Annotated in this window: 10 protein-coding genes; 6 read left to right on the forward strand and 4 right to left on the reverse strand. The window is 69.4% G+C overall.

Going from position 1 to position 13,954, the window contains the following annotated elements; genetic code table 11:
- Nucleotides 1–42: 42 nt before the first annotated feature.
- From glgX to MRAB57_RS24405, 5 genes are read left to right on the forward strand one after another with little or no spacing between them, the layout of a single operon-like run.
- Nucleotides 43–2,256 carry a glycogen debranching protein GlgX gene (glgX, locus tag MRAB57_RS24385; RefSeq protein WP_077089629.1) on the forward strand — a complete coding sequence of 738 codons (2,214 nt, stop codon included), beginning with the start codon at nt 43–45 and terminating at the stop codon, nt 2,254–2,256.
- A gap of 3 nt (nt 2,257–2,259) precedes the next feature.
- A complete protein-coding gene (gene treY, locus MRAB57_RS24390; protein WP_077089630.1) occupies nt 2,260–4,560 on the forward strand; it encodes a malto-oligosyltrehalose synthase in 2,301 nt (766 codons plus the stop codon).
- Nucleotides 4,553–6,277, forward strand: coding sequence for a malto-oligosyltrehalose trehalohydrolase (treZ, locus tag MRAB57_RS24395; protein WP_077089631.1), 1,725 nt, complete (start codon nt 4,553–4,555; stop codon nt 6,275–6,277). The genes treY and treZ overlap by 8 nt, the downstream gene beginning before the upstream one ends.
- Nucleotides 6,278–6,298: 21 nt before the next feature.
- Nucleotides 6,299–6,955 (forward strand): class I SAM-dependent methyltransferase, encoded by a 657-nt coding sequence (locus tag MRAB57_RS24400; RefSeq protein ID WP_077089632.1) that lies wholly within the window; start codon nt 6,299–6,301, stop codon nt 6,953–6,955.
- Between the two features lie 53 nt (nt 6,956–7,008).
- Nucleotides 7,009–8,238, forward strand: a complete 1,230-nt coding sequence (locus tag MRAB57_RS24405) for a serine hydrolase domain-containing protein (RefSeq protein WP_077089633.1) — start codon at nt 7,009–7,011, stop codon at nt 8,236–8,238.
- On the opposite strand, the gene MRAB57_RS24410 is transcribed toward MRAB57_RS24405, so the two are convergent.
- Nucleotides 8,235–9,560: an aminotransferase class I/II-fold pyridoxal phosphate-dependent enzyme gene (locus MRAB57_RS24410; RefSeq protein ID WP_077090823.1), complete on the reverse strand. Its 1,326-nt coding sequence runs from the start codon at nt 9,558–9,560 to the stop codon at nt 8,235–8,237. The genes MRAB57_RS24405 and MRAB57_RS24410 overlap by 4 nt on opposite strands.
- A 10-nt stretch (nt 9,561–9,570) precedes the next feature.
- On the opposite strand from MRAB57_RS24410, the gene MRAB57_RS24415 reads away from it, so the two are divergent.
- A complete protein-coding gene (locus tag MRAB57_RS24415) occupies nt 9,571–10,254 on the forward strand; it encodes a pyridoxamine 5'-phosphate oxidase family protein (protein ID WP_077089634.1) in 684 nt (227 codons plus the stop codon).
- A 13-nt stretch (nt 10,255–10,267) separates the two neighbouring features.
- Here the strand turns inward: MRAB57_RS24415 and ilvA are convergent, their stop codons facing one another.
- From ilvA to MRAB57_RS24430, 3 genes are read right to left on the reverse strand one after another with little or no spacing between them, the layout of a single operon-like run.
- On the reverse strand, nt 10,268–11,572 hold the full coding sequence (gene ilvA / locus MRAB57_RS24420) for a threonine ammonia-lyase (protein ID WP_077089635.1): 1,305 nt from the start codon (nt 11,570–11,572) through the stop codon (nt 10,268–10,270).
- A gap of 33 nt (nt 11,573–11,605) precedes the next feature.
- Entirely contained in the window at nt 11,606–12,043 is a 438-nt protein-coding gene (locus MRAB57_RS24425; RefSeq protein WP_077090824.1) for a nitroreductase family deazaflavin-dependent oxidoreductase, read from the reverse strand.
- A gap of 10 nt (nt 12,044–12,053) precedes the next feature.
- Nucleotides 12,054–13,910, reverse strand: coding sequence for a lysophospholipid acyltransferase (locus tag MRAB57_RS24430; protein ID WP_108637992.1), 1,857 nt, complete (start codon nt 13,908–13,910; stop codon nt 12,054–12,056).
- Nucleotides 13,911–13,954: the final 44 nt, after the last annotated feature.

Consider the following 13,954-nt stretch of genomic DNA (forward strand, 5'->3'; position numbering starts at 1 on the left):
GCTTAGTCCGCCCGGTCGCCCGCGCGCCGATAAGGTCGACACATGCCGTCCACCAACCCGGTTTCCAACTCGGTCGCAGCCTCGGGCGCTGCGCCAGCTGAAGCCGGCGCGCCCACATCGCCCACCGTCTGGCCGGGCAATGCGTACCCGCTCGGAGCCTCCTACGACGGGGCGGGCACGAACTTTTCGCTCTTCTCCGAGATCGCCGAGAAGGTGGACCTGTGCCTGATCGACGAGCGCGGCGACGAGACGCGTATCGCGCTCGACGAGGTCGACGGCTACGTCTGGCACGCCTACCTGCCCAACATCACCCCGGGCCAGCGCTATGGCTTCCGGGTGCACGGCCCGTTCGACCCCGCGGCCGGCCACCGGTGTGACCCGAGCAAGCTGCTGCTCGACCCGTACGGCAAGTCGTTCGACGGCGACTTCACCTTCGGCCAGGCGCTGTTCTCCTACGACCTGGCCGCCGTCGACCTCAACGGCGACACGGCGGCCACCGGCACCCCGCCGATGATCGACTCGCTCGGCCAGACCATGACCAGCGTGGTGATCAACCCGTTCTTCGACTGGGCATTCGACCGCGCGCCGCTCACCCCGTACCACGAGACGGTCATCTACGAGGCGCACGTCAAAGGCCTGACCCAGACCCATCCCGGGATTCCCGAGGGCCTGCGCGGTACCTACGCCGGCCTGGCGCATCCGGCGATCATCGATCACCTCAAGTCGCTGAACGTCACCGCCCTGGAGCTGATGCCCGTGCACCAGTTCATGCATGACGAGCGGCTGCTCGACCTCGGCCTGCGAAACTACTGGGGCTACAACACATTTGGCTACTTCGCACCGCAACACCAATACGCCGCCAGCCGGCAGGCCGGCGGCGCGGTCGCCGAATTCAAGATGATGGTGCGCAGCCTGCACGAAGCCGGCATCGAGGTCATCCTCGACGTGGTCTACAACCACACCGCCGAGGGCAACCACCTGGGCCCCACGATCAACTTCCGCGGGATCGACAACGCCGCGTACTACCGGCTGGTCGACAACGACCTGCGGCTCTACAAGGACTACACGGGCACCGGCAACAGCCTCAACCCGCGCCACCCGCACGTCCTGCAGCTGATCATGGACTCGCTGCGGTACTGGGTGACCGAGATGCACGTCGACGGGTTCCGCTTCGATCTGGCCGCGACGCTGGCCCGCGAGCTGCACGACGTGGACCGGTTGAGCGCGTTCTTCGATCTGGTGCAGCAGGATCCAATCGTCAGTCAGGTCAAATTGATCGCCGAGCCGTGGGATGTCGGCGAGGGCGGCTACCAAGTCGGAAACTTCCCGGGTTTGTGGACCGAGTGGAACGGGAAGTACCGCGATACTGTGCGTGACTACTGGCGGGGCGAGCCCGCAACCCTGGGCGAGTTCGCTTCGCGGCTGACGGGTTCGTCGGACCTGTACGAGGCGAGCAGCCGACGGCCGAGTGCCAGCATCAACTTCGTCACCGCCCACGACGGATTCACACTCAACGACCTGGTTTCCTACAACGAGAAACACAACGCGGCCAACGGCGAGGACAACCGCGACGGCGAAAGCCACAACCGGTCGTGGAACTGCGGTGTGGAGGGCCCGACCGACGACCCGGAGATCACCGAGCTGCGCTGCCGCCAGATGCGGAACTTCTGGGTGACCCTGATGCTCAGCCAGGGCACACCGATGATCGCCCACGGCGACGAGCTGGGCCGCACCCAGCAGGGCAACAACAACGCCTATTGCCAGGACTCCGAATTGTCTTGGGTAGACTGGACTTTGGCCGAGAAGAACGCCGATCTGCTGACGTTCGCCCGCAAGGTGACCAAGCTGCGCAAGAAGCACCCGGTGTTCCGCCGGCGCCGGTTCTTTGACGGCGAGCCGATCCGCAGCGGTGACGAGGTCCGCGACATCGCGTGGCTGACGGCCGGCGGCCAGGAGATGACGCACGACGACTGGAACCAGGCGTTCGACAAGTGCGTCGGCGTGTTTCTCAACGGCGAGGCCATCACCGCCCCCGACGCCCGCGGCGAACGCGTCGTCGACGACTCGTTCCTGCTGTGCTTCAACGCGCACAAGCGCGACGTCGAATTCGTCACCCCGCACGTCGATTACGCGCGGGAGTGGATCGTCGAGCTCGACACCAACCATCCCGCCGGCGCCGCCGAGATGGTCGTGGCTGCCGAGGACAAGATCACCGTGCCCGCGCGCTCGGTCCTGATATTGCGGAAGACCGCCTAACACATGCCCTTTCCGGTGCTGTCCACCTACCGGTTGCAGCTGCGCGGCCCCGATAGCGGATTCGGGTTCACGTTCGCCGACGCCGAGGACGTGATCGACTACCTCGACGAACTCGGGGTCTCGCACGTGTACCTGTCCCCGATCCTCACCGCCACGCACGGATCCAGCCACGGCTACGACGTCACCGACCCGACGACGGTGTCCGCGGAGTTGGGCGGCGCCGAGGGACTGTCTCGGTTGTCGGCGGCGGCGAAGGCCCGCGGCCTGGGCCTGATCGTCGACATCGTGCCCAACCACGTCGGGGTCGACCAGCCCGAGCAGAACCCGTGGTGGTGGGACGTCCTGCAAAATGGGCGCTCGTCGCGCTACGCGACCTTCTTCGACATCGACTGGGACCTCGACGAGGCCGGCCGAATTGTGTTGCCGGTCTTGGGTTCCGACGATGATGCCGCCGACCTCACCGTCGATGGCGAGCTGCTGCGGCTGGGCGATCTGAAGTTCCCCATCGCCCCCGGCACCGGCGACGGAACCGGCCCCGAGGTGCACGATCGCCAGCATTACCGACTGGTGGGCTGGCGCAATGGGGTCGTCGGGTATCGCCGGTTCTTCTCCATCACCTCGCTGGCAGGGCTACGCCAGGAGGACCGCGAGGTGTTCGACGCCAGCCACGCCGAGGTCGCGCGCTGGGTGCGTGAGGGGCTGGTCGACGGCGTGCGCATCGACCACCCCGACGGATTGGCCGACCCCAGCGGGTATTTGGCGTGGCTGCGCGAATTGCTGGGCCCGGACGCCTACATCGTGATCGAGAAGATCCTGGCCGTCGACGAGGCCCTGGAACCGACACTGCCGGTCGACGGCACCACCGGCTACGACGTGCTGCGCGAGGTGGGCGGCGTCTTCGTCGACCCCGCCGGGGCGCCCGCACTCACCGCGCTGGTCGAGTCGGCCGGCGTCGACTATCACGCGATGCCGACGATGCTCGCCGAACTGAAGCTGCACGCGGCCACCGGCACGCTGGCCAGCGAGCTGCGTCGGCTCCGGCGCAGCATCGCCGCGACGGCGGGCACCGATCATCGGCTGCTGCCCGAGGCGGTGGCCGCGCTGCTGCGCCACGTCGACGTCTACCGCTCCGACTACCCGGGCCTGGCCGCGGTCCTGCCCGCCGCGCTCGCCGAAACCCAAGCCGCGGAACCGGAATTGGGGCCTGCGCTGCAGGTGATCGCCGCGGCGCTGGCCCGGGGCGACGAGCCGGCCGCACGGTTGCAACAGCTGTGCGGGGCCGTCACCGCCAAGGCCGTCGAGGATTGCCTGTTCTACCGCGACGCCCGCCTGGTGTCGCTCAACGAGGTCGGCGGCGAACCGCATCGGTTCGGCGTCGGCAGCGCCGAGCTCCACCACAGCTCCGCCACCCGGCTGCACAGGTGGCCGCGCACGATGACGACGTTGACCACCCACGACACCAAGCGCGGCGAGGACGTGCGCGCCCGCATCGGCGTCCTGTCCCAGGTGCCGTCGCTGTGGACGGAGTTCCTGGCCCGCTGGGAGATCGCGGCCCCCTCCCCCGATCCGGCGACCGGACAGTTCTTGTGGCAGAACATCTTCGGCGTCTGGCCGGTCAACGGCGAGGTCACCGGCGAGCTGCGCGACCGCCTACACCGCTACGCCGAGAAGGCCATCCGCGAAGCGGCCTGGCACACCTCGTGGAACGATCCGGATCCCGCGTTCGAGGGGGCGGTGCACGGCTGGCTGGACACCGTCCTCGACGGACCCGTCGCCGGGCAGCTGACCGAGCTTGTCGCCCAACTGAATCCGCATGCGGCAAGTGACGCGCTGGGCCAGAAGCTGCTGGCGCTGACGGTGCCGGGAACCCCGGACGTCTACCAGGGCACCGAGCTGTGGGACGACAGCCTGGTCGATCCCGACAACCGGCGCGCGGTGGACTACGACGCGCGCAGGGCCGCCTTGCGCGCCCTCGAGCACCCGAAGATCCGGGTCGTCACCACGGCGCTGCGGATGCGCCGCGCCCATCCCGATACCTTCGCGCGTGGCGACTACGTCCCGCTGCTCGCCGACGGGGACGCCAGCGACCACGTGGTCGCGTTCGGCCGCGGCACCGACATCGTGGTCGCGGTCACCCGCTGGACGGTGCGGCTCTCCGAAACCGGCTGGGGCAACACCGTGCTGCCGCTTCCCGACGGCACCTGGAAAGACACGTTCAGCGGGGTCATCGCGGACGGGCCCACGTCGGCCGCCCAATTGTTCGCCGCCCTGCCCGTCGCGCTGCTGGAGCGCCACCATGACTGAATTCCGGGTCTGGGCGCCCAAACCCGCGCGGGTGCAGCTGGACGTCGACGGCGCGCTGCACGCGATGACGCGCTCCGGTGACGGCTGGTGGCACGCGGACGTCGATGCCCCGGCGGACGCCCGCTACGGGTATGCGCTCGACGACGACCCCAAGGTGCTGCCCGACCCGCGGTCGGCCCGTCAGCCCGACGGGGTGCACGAACGCTCGCAGCGCTGGGATGCCGGCGCGGCGCGATGGACCGACGGCGACTGGGCGGGCCGGCCGGTCGAGGGCGCGGTCGTCTACGAGCTGCACATCGGAACCTTCACCGCGGCCGGCACTTTCGACGCCGCCATCGAGAAGCTGGACTACCTGGTGGAGCTGGGCGTCGATTTCGTCGAGCTGATGCCCGTCAACTCCTTCGCCGGCACGCACGGCTGGGGCTACGACGGCGTGCTGTGGTACAGCGTGCACGAGCCTTACGGCGGCCCCGACGGGCTGGTCCGGTTCGTCGACGCCTGCCACGCCCGCGGGCTGGCGGTGCTGATCGACGCGGTGTTCAACCACCTCGGCCCGTCCGGCAATTACCTGCCGAAGTTCGGCCCCTACCTTTCGTCGGGCAGCAACCCGTGGGGCGAAGGCGTCAACATCGCCGACGCCGACTCCGACGAGGTCCGCCGCTACATCATCGGGTGCGCGCTGCGCTGGATGCGCGACTTCCACGCCGACGGCCTGCGCCTGGACGCGGTGCACGCGCTGGTCGACACCACCGCCATCCACATCCTCGAAGAGCTCGCCACCGAAACCGATTGGCTCGCAGCGCAGCTCGGACGTCCGCTGTCGCTGGTCGCCGAGAGCGACCTCAACGACCCGCGGCTGATCACGCCGCGCGACCGCGGCGGCCTCGGCATCACCGCGCAATGGGCCGACGACATCCACCACGCCGTCCACACCGCGGTGTCCGGCGAACGGCAAGGGTATTACGCCGACTTCGGTTCGCTGGCCACGCTGGGCCAGACGCTGCGTCACGGCTTCTTCCACGCCGGCACGTATTCGTCGTTCCGGCACCGCAGGCACGGGCGGCCGCTGGACACGTCGGCCATTCCCGCGACGCGGCTGCTCGCCTATACCTGCACCCACGACCAGGTGGGCAACCGCGCCCTCGGCGATCGGCCGTCGCAGAACCTCGACCCGGGCCAGCTGGCGATCAAGGCCGCCCTGGTGCTTGGTTCGCCTTACACGACAATGCTTTTCATGGGCGAGGAATGGGGCGCGTCCACGCCGTTCCAATTCTTCAGTTCCCATCCCGAGCCGGAGCTCGCCCGCGCCACCGCCGAGGGCCGCAAGGCCGAATTCGCCGAGCACGGTTGGGACGCCGACGATATTCCCGACCCGCAGGACCCGCAGACGTTCCTGCGCTCCAAACTCGATTGGGACGAGGTCAGGGCGGGCGAACACGCCGCGCTGCTGGGCTTCTACCGGGATCTGATCGCGTTGCGGCGCAACGAGTCCGACCTGGCCAACCCCTGGCTGAACAACGTCACCGTCGACTACGACGAGGAGCTGGCCTGGATCATCCTGTCTCGTGGGCAGTTACGCATCGTCTGCAACCTCAGCACCGAGCCGGTGACGGTGCCGCTGGCCGGTGATGTCGTGCTGTGCTGGGGCGAGCCGGCCGTCGGCGCTGAGAGCACGGCACTGCAGGGACATTCGGTCGCGATACTGCGCCGGGGGTGACCCAGCCGCTACCATCGGCGCATGGCCGAGCCATCCGCCAGGGATTTCGTGCCGGCGGCCCCGCAGCTGTGGACCTATGACGCGCTGAGCTTCCTGCTCACGAAGGCGCGGCGGTGGCGGCCGGCGCTGCTCGCGCAACTGTCCCCCACACCCGAAGACGTGATCGCCGACATCGGCTGTGGCACCGGTACGCAACTGCGCCTGGTCGCCCGCGCATGCCCGTCGGCGACGCTGATCGGCATCGACCCCGACGCGGCGATCCGGCGGCGGGCCGGCGCCAAGCTCGCGGGACTGACACCGGCGGTGGAGCTACTTCCCGGTTACGCCCGCAACGCGGCGGACCTGTTGCGCGGCCGCGGCGTGACAAAGGTGTTGTCCTCCCTGGTCTTTCATCAGGTTCCGCTCGAAGAGAAGCGCGCGGGCCTGGCCGCGATGCGCGATTCGCTGCGGCCCGGCGGCAGCCTGCATGTCGCCGACTACGGTCTGCAGCGCACCGCGAAGATGCGCAAGCGATTTCGCCTCGTCCAGAAGGGCGACGGGTTCGACAACACCGAGCCCAACGCGCAGGGCGTGCTTCCCGAACTGATGGCCGACGTCGGATTCGACCGCGTCGAGGAGACCCATGTCTTCGAGACCGTCAGCGGATCGATGTCGATCTATCGCGCCGTGCGCGGGTAGCGCTAGCATCACCGCTATCCCCACATCACCGCGATGCTGCATCGGAGCAGAACATGGCGCAGAAGGTCCAGATCCCGCCCGATCTCATCGGGGGCGACGTCGACGCGGGGTATGGCAAGGTCGCCGACGCCTTTCGGCGCAACCTCGGCAGCGGTCAGGAGGTCGGCGCCGCGATCGCCGTGTACCGCGACGGCCGCAAGGTCGTCGACTTGTGGGGCGGCTACCGCAACGGGAAGACGCGGGCGCCGTGGCAGCACGACACCCTCGTCAACGTCTTCTCGACCACCAAAGGCGTTGCATCCCTTGCGGTCGCGCTGGCCGCCTCCCGGGGCCATCTCTCGTACGACGCCAATGTCGCCGACTACTGGCCGGAATTCGCTCAGGCCGGCAAAGAGGCGATCACCGTCCGCCAACTGCTGGCGCATCAGGCCGGCTTGCCCGTCGTCAAACCGCCGCTGACGCTGCAGGAGCTCGCCGACCCGCCGAGGATGTCGGCCAGACTCGCGGCGCAGGCGCCCGCGTGGACCCCGGGGACCAGGCACGGTTACCACGGCATCACGCTGGGCTGGTACGAAGGCGAGCTGATCCGCCGCACCGACCCGGCCGGGCGTTCGCTGGGCCGGTTCTTCGCCGAGGAGATCGCCGGCCCGCTCGGGCTGGACTTCCACATCGGCCTGCCGGCCTCGGTCGATCGCGATCGCGTCGCACTCCTGGACGGCTGGTCCTTGCCCCAGCTCCTGTTTCATCTGAACACCATGCCGCGCGGCCTGGCGCTGGCGCTGTTCAACCCGTTTGACCTCGCGGCGCCCGCGCTGGCCATCGCCAAGGGGATCAACAACCTGGAGGACTTCAACCGCGACGAGCTCCGCGTCGTCGAGATGCCCGCCGTCAACGGCACCGGCACCGCGCGCGCCATCGCCAGGCTGTACGGCAGCGCCGGCACCGGCGACCCCGAACTCGGCCTGAGTGCCGGCACCCTCGACGCCCTGAAGCAGCCCGCGCAGCCGCCGACAAAGGGGTTGCGCGACAAGGTGTTACACGTCGAATCGAACTTCACCCTGGGCTTCAACAAGCCCAGTCCCCTCTGCACCTTCGGTTCGTCGATGAATGCCTTCGGCACGCCGGGGGCGGGCGGCTCGTTCGGGTTTGCCGATCCGGACACCGGCATCGGGTTCGGCTACGTGATGAACAAGCTGGGCTTCTACCTGGTGAACGACCCGAGGGAACTCGCCCTGCGGCAGGCGCTGTTCCGCGATGTCCTGGGTGCCAGGCCCCAGACCTAGACGCTGGAGCGCCCGGCGCTGCGCAGCGCGTTGGCCACCGCGTCGGCGAGCGGGTCGATCTCGTCGTCGGCCAGGTCCGCCACGGTGATCCGGATGCCCGCGGGCGTGCGAATCCGGAACCGGGTGCCGGGGGCGGCGGCCCAGCCCGCGGCGAGTAGCCGCGTGATCGCGACCGTCTCGTCGGGAACGGGGATCCACACGTTGAGGCCGGACCGCCCGTGCGCGACGACACCGCGGTTCGCCAGCGCGTCCCGTAATCCGGTGCGGATGCTCGCGTATCGCCGCTCCGCCGTCGCGACGAGGCGAGTCGCCGCGTCGTCGGACCACAGGCTCACGGCCAGACCCTGCAGCAGGTGACTCACCCACCCGGGCCCCAACCGCAGCCGACCGTGCACCCGCTCGACGGTGCGCTCATCCCCGGCGAGCACGGCGACGCGCAGGTCCGGGCCGTAGGCCTTGGACGCCGAGCGAACGAAGGCCCAATGCGTGGTCGATCCGGCCAACGTGTGCAGCGGCGCGCCGGAAATGCCCGCGCAGTGGTCGTCCTCGACCAGCAGGACGTCGCGGCCGGCCACCACCGCGCGCAGCGCGCGGGCGCGGTCCGGCGACAACGCCGCCCCGGTGGGGTTCTGCGCGCGATTGGTCAGGATCAGCGCGCGCACACCGCGGTCCAGCGCCTGGGTCACGTCGGCGACCAACGGCCCGTCGTCGTCGACACCGACGGGCTCGGCCGAAAGCCCCAGCGCCGCAAGCAGATCCAGGAGATTCGCCCAGCCCGGGTCTTCGACCGCCACCCGATCACCGGGACGCAGGTGCGCGGTGAGGGCACGCTCGATGCCGTCGAGTGCGCCGCTGGTGACCGCGAGGTGCTCGGCCGCAACCCCGTCCGCGGACAGTGTCGCGCGGGCGTGCTCGGCCAGCCCGGGCGACAGCGCCGGCTCCCCATACAACACCGGACGACCGACGGTTCTCCAATTCGATTGCAGCACAGCGGCAATCGGCAGCAGCGCGGGATCCGGAGCGCCGGTGGACAGGTCGCGCACCCCCGCGGGGACGTCGAGCCCCAGCAGCGAGCGGGGGGTGGTCGCGGGCCGGTGCCGCACCCGGGTGCCGCGACGGCCCGCGGTTTCGATGGCCCCGCGATCGCGCAGCAGCCGGTACGCGGCGGCGGCGGTGTTGGCGTTCACCCCGAGCTGGCCGGCCAGTTCCCGGATCGGCGGCAGCGCGTCCCCGGGCGCCAGCGAGCCCGCCGAGATCGCTTCCTCGATGTTGGCGGCTATGGACTCCGCGCCCGTTCCGGCTATGCTCTGTTGTACTGGCACGAAATGCATTATGTACTATTACAAACTCAAGAGGCAATCCGTGACGACCACCTACGACCCCACTTCGCGCACCACCCCCACCCGCTACCGGGAGCGCGCCAGCTACGACCGTGACGTCGTCCACCGCATCCTGGACGAGGCCCTGATCTGCCACCTCGGCTACGTCAACGACGGCAGGCCGGTCGTCCTGCCGACCACCCATGCGCGCTGCGGCGAGACCCTCTACCTGCACGGCTCCACCGGCAGCCGGCCGATGCTGAGCGCGCATGCGGCCCTGCCCGTGTGCGTCACCGCGACGCTCGTCGACGGGCTGGTGCTGGCCCGCTCGGCGCTGCACCATTCGCTGGTGTACCGCTCGGTGGTCGTGCTGGGCGACGCGCGCCTGGTCGACGACCCCGAGGAGAAGCTGCGTGCCCTGGGCTGCCTGCTCGATCACGTCGCGGCCGGACGGGCCGACGACTGCCGGGCGCCGAATCCGCGGGAACTCGCCATGACCGCGGTGCTCGCGCTGGACCTCGTCGAGGTGTCGGCGAAGGTTCGCAGCGGTGGTCCGGCCGACGAACCCGAGGACCTCGAGCTGCCGCATTGGGCCGGCGTGGTTCCGTTGAGCGTGACGGCCGGAAATCCGGTGCCCGCCGACGACCTGGATCCCGCCGTCCCGGTGCCGCCGTATCTGGCCGCGTACTCGCGCTGACGGCTACAGGCGCCTAGAGCAGCAGGTAGCGGTAGGCCGGCGACCCGGGCTTGAGGATCTCGACGTGCATCTCGGTCGCGCGCATCCGGGCCATCAGGCCCTCGAGTTCCGCGGCCGCTCCCAGCTGAATGCCCACCAGCGCCTCGCCGGTCTCCCGGTTGTTGCGCTTGACGTACTCGAACAGGGTGATGTCGTCGTTGGGCCCGAGCACCTCGTCGAGGAAACGGCGCAGCGCGCCGGGCTCCTGCGGGAAGTCGACCAGGAAGTAGTGCTTGAGGCCGAGGTGGACCAGCGAGCGCTCCAGCACCTCGCCGTAGCGGGACACGTCGTTGTTGCCGCCCGAGATCAGGCACACCACCGTCGACCCGGGCTCGATGTCGGCTTCCAGCAGGCCCGCCACCGACAGCGCGCCCGCCGGCTCGGCGATGATGCCCTCGTTCTGATAGAGGTCGAGCATCGCGGTGCACACCGCGCCCTCGTCGACCGCGGTGATCGACACCATGTCGCCGGCCGCCGCCAGCACGGCGTAGGTCAGCGTGCCGGCCCGCCGCACCGCGGCGCCGTCGACGAACTGGTCGGCGTGGTCCAGCGTCACCGGCTCGCCCGCGGCCAGCGCGGCCATCATCGCCGCCGCACCGGCCGGCTCGACGCCCAGCACGGCCGTGTTCGACGTCCGCTCGGCCAGGTAGGTGGTGATGCCGGAGATGCAGCCCCCGCCGCCCACCGGGACCACCACCAGGTCGGGCTCCCCAACACCGAGCTCGCCGAGCTGGTCGAGCATCTCGACGGCGATGGTGCCCTGCCCGGCCATGGTGCGCAGGTCGTCGTACGGCGGCACCAGCGTCGCGCCGGTGCGTTGCACGTCGTCCAGGGCCGCCTCGGCCGCCAGGTCATAGGTCGACCCGCCCACGATCAGGTCGATGAACTCCCCGCCGTGGTAGCGGATCCGGTCGCACTTCTGGCGCGGGGTCTTGGCCGGCACGTACACGCGGCCGTGCACGCCCAGCTTCCGGCACGCGTACGCGAAGCCCTGCGCGTGGTTTCCCGCCGACGAGCACACCACGCCCGCGTTGATCTCCGCGTCGGACAGCTGCACCAGCAGGTTGTAGGCGCCCCGCAGCTTGTACGAGCGCACGACCTGCAGGTCTTCGCGCTTCAGGTAGACCCGCGCGCCGGTGATCTCCGACAGCCGATCGCTGAACTGCAGCGGGGTGGGCGTGACCACCGGAGCAATTCGCTGCGCCGCCGTGTCGATGTCGGCCGCGACAAGCGGCCGGCTTCCCGGGGTGCGCGGGCTACTGCTCAGTTCAGCGGACACCGATCAATGGTGCCACGTGCCTGGTGAAGGGACTCAATTCACCGGTGTCAGCACGAACACCGGAATCTGGCGCTCGGTCTTCTCCTGGTAGTCCGCGTAGTCGGGATAGGCCGCCACGGCCCGCTCCCACCAGACGGCCTTCTCGCCGCCGAACACCTCACGGGAGTCGTAATCGCGGGTGACCGAGCCGTCCTGCAGCTCGACGCGGGGGTTCTTGGCGATGTTGTAGTACCAGACCGGATGCTTGGGGGCCCCGCCCAGCGAGGCGACGACGGCGTACTGGCCCTCGTGCTCGACGCGCATCAGCGGGGTCTTGCGAAGCTTGCCAGTCTTGGCTCCGACCGTGGTCAGCAAGATGATCGGCAGGCCTTTCATGTCAGCGGCCTCGGTGCCGCCGGATTCGGCGTACTTGTCGGCTTGTTCGCGGGACCAATCCCATGGCGACGGTTCGTACTCTCCGGTGAGCGGCATACCGACCACTTTAGGCGGATCGGAGCCTGGCCAGCTCGGCGATCTCGTTGACCCGGCGGATGGCGGTCGCGATCTCGTCGGCGAATTCCCGCCGCCGCTGCGCGACGTCCGGCCCGTCGACCAGTTCGCGGTGCTTGGCCAGCCGCAGCGCGGTCTTGAACAGCTCCATCGACCGCGATTCGGCGCTGGCCACGCGGCGCTGCAGCTCCCACTGCTTGCCGACCTCGAGGCACTCGGCCAGGAAGGCGTCCTCGTCGAAGGATTCGCCCTCGTAGGCGGCCAGCCGGTCGGCCACGATGTGGTAGGCGTCCAGGTAGGGCCGCAGCACCAGATGCGCCAGCAGCAAATCCGCCGATTCCAGCAGCCCCCGCACCATGCTGGCGGCCGCGGATTTGCTGGTGTCCTCCACGGGCCCGATCAGCCGGACCTCGTCGGCGAGGTCCTTCTCGAACTGCGCGCGGGCCGAGAACAGGAACTCGAACTTCAGCAGCTCGCGCAGCCGCAGCGCCTCGTCGCGCACGGTCACCGGCAACACCGTGCCGTCCGTGGAGATTTCCGACGCCGCCAGCAGCGCCGTCTCGGCGATGGCGCGGTCGACCAGGATGTGGATCGCGGTATTGCGGTAGAACGCCGCCACCAGGTGCTGGTCCTCGCCGATCCCCCACACCGCCTCGGTGCCCGCGTCGTACACGTTGATCACCCCGGACAAGACCAGCTGATGCAGGGTCCACCGGATGGTCGAGCGGTTGGTCAGGTCGGCGGCGCCGGCGACCGCCCAGTTCCGGGCCGCGATGTAGCTGGCCAGCGGCTGCACGGTTGCCAGCACCTCGCTGATGGACAGCGACCGGTCCGCGCCCAGCAACGCGAGATTCACCACCGCGGTGGGCGTGACCGGCGTCGCGCGGTTGATCCGGTGTTCGACGTCCAACGCGATGCGCTCGATTTCAGTGCCGGTCCCCAGCTCGTCGGCGCGCATCTCCTCGAGGCGCTTGCGCAGCGGCAGCGGTTCGCCGAAGTCCAGGTAGGCGCGGCCCAGCCGCTTGCCCTGCTGCAACGCCAGCCGGACCAGGAAGCGGAAGTCTTCGGGCCGTTTCGCCGCGCCGTAGGCCTCGGTGGTCATGGCTTCCACTTCGTGCAGCTGGTCGTAGACGATCGACGTCGGCACCAAATACACCTCGGGGCCGTCGATTTCGTCGACGGCGTCGGTGATGTAGCGCAGGATGCCGAACACCGGCGGCCTCAGCTTTCCGGTCCTGGTCCTGCCGCCCTCGATCGACCAGCTCAGGTTGGCGTGGTTTTGCACCAGCTGTGCGGCGTAGGCGCGCAGCGCGAACCGGTAGACCGGAATGTCTTTGATCTGCCGCCGGATGAAGATGGTCCCGGTGCGCTTGGCCCAGCCGCCCATCGGGAAGAAGTTGAGGTTCGACCCGCCGAAGGTCAGCGCGGGCGACAGCCGGTTCGCCACGATCATCTCCGGCAGGAGCAGACCGTCCAGGTAGGAGCGGTGCGAAAAGGCAAAGGCCAGCGTCGCTTTGCGATCCAGCTTGCGCAGCTGCGCGATCTGGTCCTCGTCGACCAAGACGTCGTAGGCCCGCATCAGCCAGCGGCTGAACCGGCGCCAGGCCTGCACCGCCCGCTCGTCGAGCGAGGCCGCCATCTCGCGCAGGTAGACCGTGGCCTCGGCGCGCACGCCGTCCGCGTCACGCCCGAGCTCGCCGGCTAGCTGCGTGAGCCGCTCGTCGTACCACGGCGCGGCCAGCAGCTGCACCACCTCGTCGGGATCGCCGGACAGCGATGCCCCCGACTCCTGAATAATTCCGGTGCGCTGCAGCATCTTTCGTACTCCTGTACGGCCGAACTCCTGCATCGTCGACACCCGTCCCCCGGTCACGACGGCCGGACCGGCCCAGC

Origin of the sequence: Mycobacterium rhizamassiliense, from assembly GCF_900157375.1 — a bacterium.
GTDB lineage: Bacteria > Actinomycetota > Actinomycetes > Mycobacteriales > Mycobacteriaceae > Mycobacterium > Mycobacterium rhizamassiliense.

Coding starts and splice junctions, on each gene's coding strand:
- MRAB57_RS24430 (WP_108637992.1), bottom strand. CDS start 13,910: ATGCAGGAGTTCGGCCGTACAGGAGTACGAAAGATGCTGCAGCGCACC.
- MRAB57_RS24425 (WP_077090824.1), bottom strand. CDS start 12,043: ATGCCGCTCACCGGAGAGTACGAACCGTCGCCATGGGATTGGTCCCGC.
- MRAB57_RS24400 (WP_077089632.1), top strand. CDS start 6,299: ATGGCCGAGCCATCCGCCAGGGATTTCGTGCCGGCGGCCCCGCAGCTG.
- treY (WP_077089630.1), top strand. CDS start 2,260: ATGCCCTTTCCGGTGCTGTCCACCTACCGGTTGCAGCTGCGCGGCCCC.
- glgX (WP_077089629.1), top strand. CDS start 43: ATGCCGTCCACCAACCCGGTTTCCAACTCGGTCGCAGCCTCGGGCGCT.
- MRAB57_RS24415 (WP_077089634.1), top strand. CDS start 9,571: ATGTACTATTACAAACTCAAGAGGCAATCCGTGACGACCACCTACGAC.
- treZ (WP_077089631.1), top strand. CDS start 4,553: ATGACTGAATTCCGGGTCTGGGCGCCCAAACCCGCGCGGGTGCAGCTG.
- MRAB57_RS24405 (WP_077089633.1), top strand. CDS start 7,009: ATGGCGCAGAAGGTCCAGATCCCGCCCGATCTCATCGGGGGCGACGTC.